The 3,483-nt window shown below is 38.2% G+C and carries 5 protein-coding genes; 4 read left to right on the plus strand and 1 reads right to left on the minus strand.

Annotated elements, in window-relative coordinates:
- Positions 1-526: IS256 family transposase (locus EYB31_RS39800; RefSeq protein ID WP_170318242.1), on the minus strand; the 526-nt coding region annotated here is incomplete at its 3' end.
- A 401-nt stretch (positions 527-927) separates the two neighbouring features.
- Between EYB31_RS39800 and EYB31_RS39805 the strand changes: the two genes are divergently transcribed.
- The 4 genes from EYB31_RS39805 to EYB31_RS39820 all read left to right on the plus strand — a co-directional run bounded on the left by EYB31_RS39805 (position 928) and on the right by EYB31_RS39820 (position 3,200).
- Positions 928-1,767 (plus strand): HNH endonuclease, encoded by an 840-nt coding sequence (locus tag EYB31_RS39805; RefSeq protein WP_131019129.1) that lies wholly within the window; start codon positions 928-930, stop codon positions 1,765-1,767.
- Between the two features lie 295 nt (positions 1,768-2,062).
- Positions 2,063-2,245, plus strand: a complete 183-nt coding sequence (locus tag EYB31_RS39810; RefSeq protein WP_206105547.1) for a hypothetical protein — start codon at positions 2,063-2,065, stop codon at positions 2,243-2,245.
- Positions 2,230-2,520 (plus strand): type II toxin-antitoxin system RelE/ParE family toxin, encoded by a 291-nt coding sequence (locus EYB31_RS39815; RefSeq protein WP_131019130.1) that lies wholly within the window; start codon positions 2,230-2,232, stop codon positions 2,518-2,520. Before EYB31_RS39810 ends, EYB31_RS39815 begins: the two co-directional genes overlap by 16 nt.
- 461 nt (positions 2,521-2,981) lie before the next feature.
- The gene (locus EYB31_RS39820; RefSeq protein ID WP_131019131.1) at positions 2,982-3,200 is read left to right on the plus strand and encodes a hypothetical protein; all 219 of its coding nucleotides are present in this window, start codon (positions 2,982-2,984) and stop codon (positions 3,198-3,200) included.
- Positions 3,201-3,483: the final 283 nt, after the last annotated feature.

The raw sequence follows: 3,483 nt of genomic DNA on the forward strand, positions 1-3,483 counted from the left end.
CCATGGCCAGATAAATGACTTCGCTATCTACTGTGTTGCGGCGGAGTTTGATGTAAAGTCCGTCCAGGTAGAGAACGGAGTAGCGTTTCTCCAGTGGACGCGACTGCCACTGCTGGATATCTTCGAGAACGGTGTTCGTAATGTTACTCACCGTCGTTGGAGAGTAATGTGTTCCAAACATGGATTCAATGAACTTCGCAATGTCTCGAGTGCTCATACCGCCCTTGTACATGTGAATAACCGTTTCTTCCAGCCATCCTTCTCGACGCTGATACGGCTCGAATAGCTGCGTTTGAAAGTGACCTTGGCGATCCCGAGGGACTTGCAGATCATCGATTTTACCGTGGCGTGTCTCCCAACTACGTTCATAGTAACCATTGCGACTGTTATGGCGTTCACCTGGCTGTTCGACCTGCAAGAAGTTTTTGATCTCTTCACGCATGAGCATTTCCAGTTTTTCTTTCAGCAGCTGGGTAACAGAATCTTCTAGTAGATTGCGAAATTCATTTTGATGTATAGTTGCCATGAGTAGGGTTCCTTTCTTGGTGACTTCAGCAATCCCGAGAATACCCTACTTTTTTGTTGGCTGACTAGAGTCCAATTCTTGGTACACAAACTATTTTACATCACCGAAAATATACTACAAGTGCTTAAAGAACATAAAGTTATAATCATATTTAAAAATTAGAATGACTATTTGAATGATGCTCCAAGAAGACGCCGACATCTTATAACATCGTATTCACGCTGCGGGCCTATCGGCCCTTGGTACGCCAGGAGATAATTCGGGGAAGTAGAATCAGGCGGACACTCCTGCGAACCTAACCGCGCCGCGGCCGGCAGTAAGGTTCTCGGATTCGTGAATACAGAGAACGTTATATGACATGTGACAATTAATATTCAATTATGTAAATTAAAAGAGGTCTTATGAAAACAAAACATGTGAAATTTAGTTATAGTCAAGCTATCCAACTTGCAAATTGGGCTATAGAAATTTTCTATCATGAAGAAGAAGTTTATGGATTTGCATTTGAGGATTTTTGGAAAGAACTTAAAGAAGAAATAATTGTTAGATTATCGAAACCTCATAAGAAAACTATTTTACATTACTACTTAGAATACGTTGATGGTTTTGTGGAACATGATATTAGTACTAGTTTGAGGAATCATGGCAGCAGTGATTATGAAACATTTATCAATTATGTTATCAAACTCATTGAAGAAGTAGGTAATAAAGTTGAGTATAATGACTTAGATTTTAATTTAATTAATGAATGCGGTCATTGTGAAGAATGTGAAGAATGCACTCGTTTTAAAGTATTAGTGGATTATTTGATATTGAAGCAAGATGAAATAAATCCAATTGTGATTAACTCAACTTTTCATTTGTTAATGCTGAATAAATCATTTTTAAGGGATTTTCATGAAAGACTAGCCAAACAATTAATACATGAGGGAAACGACCTGATTCATGATTACCCAGAAATGTTTAACGAAGGAAGCAAAGTCAAACGAGTTAAGTGGCCCATTTGGTTAAAGAAGGGACTATTTTATAGAGACAATGGTGTTTGCGTTATTTGCAGAACAGATTTAACGGGGGTAATAAATCTTGGAGGCGATTATGAGATTGATCACATAGTTCCTATATCTAAATACGGAAGTAATGATCCATCAAATTTACAGATATTATGTAAGAATTGTAATCTTAGAAAGCTAAATAATAGCAGTCTAATATCAGTTTACGCAGTACCACTATGGGATACTTAAATAACTTGCTAGTTATTCGAAGAAGTGTCACACGTCATATAACACCGTATTCACGCGGCGGGCCTTACGGCCCTGGGTCTGCCAGAAGTTAACTCGAAGAAGTGGATCAAGCAGACAACCACTGCGAGGCTAAGTCTTCGACCCGGCGCTGCGCGCCTTAAGCCTCTCGGGTTCGTGAATACAAGAGACGTTAGCTGAAAGGGCGAAGTGATTATTATTAAACCCATATTTATGTAGGCATACTTGTAGCTGATGAATTGAAAAATATGTTATAATTACCTTTGAGGTGATATTCATGCTTAAAGACGAAGTGAAACAGATAATTGACAATTTACCTGATGATTGTTCGCTTGAGGATATTCAGTATACATTATATGTTCGAAAGAAGATTCAACAAGGGCTTGAAGATTTAGACAAGGGCAACGTACTATCTCATGAGGAAATGGAGAAACGGATGTCTAAATGGCTAAATCAGTAGTATGGACTGAAACAGCAAGTAATGATTTAGAAAGAGCAGTAGAATATATAAGTCAAGATTCTCCAGGATACGCTCTTTCATTTTTATATGATGCAATGGAAAGAGCTAAAACGTTGAACCTTTTTCCGAATAGAGGGAGAATCGTGCCTGAGATTAATGACCCAGATGTAAGAGAAATATTTTTACACCGATATAGAATGATTTATAAAATTGAAGAAGAACAAGTAGTTATTTTAAGTTTTATACACGGTGCAATGAACTGGAATGGTCAATAATTTACCCACATTTGATGTGGGTATTATTTTTATATAATTAACCAGAATATTGAAATAATAGAATTAAATACATTGTGCAAGTGACTCAAGGCCCCATCAGCTAACACCATGTTCCCGCGGCGGATCGCAAGCGATCCTTGGTCTGCAGATGGGTTTCGAAGAAGTATATCCTGCAGACACACCTGCACCGACTAACCGCGTCGCGGCCGCCCTTCGGGCTTAAGTCGGTGAGGCGTCGGGAACACAAGAACGTTAGGCGAAATTCTACAAAGACAATAATAAAATAAACAAGGTTGTGAAGACGGTGAAGCTTCTTAAGGAGGATTATGATATACCTTGAGAAGAATGATGTTGAAAGGCTAAATCAACTCGGCTTTAAACCACCATATGAATCTGGAGAGGTTTATGCATATCAATTCTATAATTTTAAGAACGAAGAATGATCAATCGGTGGTCAAATTATGTGTAATGAGTTTTTACTTGCCCCTCAAGAAGTGTATAAAGAAGGAATACGTTTATTTACAATTAATGAAATTTTTGATTGGATCCATATTGAAGGTTTTAGTATGAGATTGATAAAGAATATAGGTTCAGGATATAAATTTATTATTTTCGATAAGGAAGCCAATGAGTATAAGGGGAGCGGTGGTACTTTATCGAAGGCAATTTTAATTCAATAGAAAAGCTATTATTGGCTAGAAACGAGAATGAAATATAAATAATTATAAGGCTATTTTGAATGCAATTCAGTGAAGGCGGGGACATCTTATAACATTCAATTCCCGCTGCGGCTCCTGATGGAGCCTTGGTCCGCCAGGTGATAATTCGGGGAAGGGTTGTATATTGCATACTAAAAGTGCCGAACATTGCAGCATAAAAATGCTTAACTAATTGCAAAGAAAAGAGACACTTGCCAGCATCCCATTATCCTCCTATCGTTAAGTTTGCGACAACTGACGAAGG

Source organism: Paenibacillus thalictri, assembly GCF_004307995.1.
Lineage (GTDB): Bacteria > Bacillota > Bacilli > Paenibacillales > NBRC-103111 > Paenibacillus_AF > Paenibacillus_AF thalictri.